Source organism: Leucobacter soli (genome assembly GCF_042659205.1).
GTDB classification, from domain to species: Bacteria; Actinomycetota; Actinomycetes; order Actinomycetales; family Microbacteriaceae; genus Leucobacter; species Leucobacter soli.
The window spans coordinates 1-798 of the sequence record NZ_JBHSRW010000449.1 but is presented as its reverse complement, the minus strand read 5'-3'; the positions used below and the strand labels follow the sequence as shown (position 1 = coordinate 798).

Sequence of the window (798 nt, the reverse complement as noted above, 5' to 3'; positions counted from 1 at the left end):
CCTTCGCCCGCGGTCGCCGTGCCGCCCGTGCCGTGCGAGTTCGAGTGGCGGCACAAGGCCGTGACCTCGACCCAGGCGACGCTCGGGCACTTCCTCTCCGACCTGCGCCGGGCCGCCCCCGAACTCGCCGAGCGCGTGGTCACGGCGAGCCCCGACGTGGCCAGCTCGACGAACCTCGGCGGTTGGATCAACAAGACCGGGGTGTGGTCGCTCGCCGGCCGGCACGACTGGTTCGCCGACGACCGCGAGCGCCTGCTGAAGTGGCACGAGAACGCCCGCGGCCAGCACATCGAGCTCGGCATCGCCGAGGTGAACCTGGTGAGCCTCGCCGCCGAGCTCGGGCTGACGGGGTCGCGCTGGGGCCAGCCGCTGATCCCGATCGCGACGCTCTACGACCCCTTCATCGGCCGCGCGCTCGAGCCCTGGACCTTCGGCCTCTACGCGGGCGGGCGCTCGATCGTCGTGGGCACGCCCTCGGGCGTCACGCTCGCGCCCGAGGGCGGGGCGCACCAGTCGATAGGCACGCCGTCGATCACGCTCGAGATCCCCGAGCTGACGAGTTGGGAACCGGCGTTCGCGCAGGATCTCGAGTGGACGATGCTCGAGGCGATCCGCGACGTCGCCGACCCGGCCGGGGGCTCCGCCTACTTCCGCCTCTCGACGCGACCGGTCGACCAGTCCCTCGCCCGCGTGCCCGAGGATGCGCTGCTGCGGGAGCGGCGGCGCGAGGAGGTGCTCGCGGGCGGATACCGGCTGAGCGAGCACCCGGCCCCGGAGGACGAGGTGACGCTGGTCGGC

At 73.6% G+C, this 798-nt stretch carries 1 pseudogene; it reads left to right on the top strand.

The annotated features are described in order from the left end of the window. A pseudogene (locus ACFPZL_RS13870) lies at positions 1 to 798 on the top strand (pyruvate dehydrogenase); the annotation flags it as partial.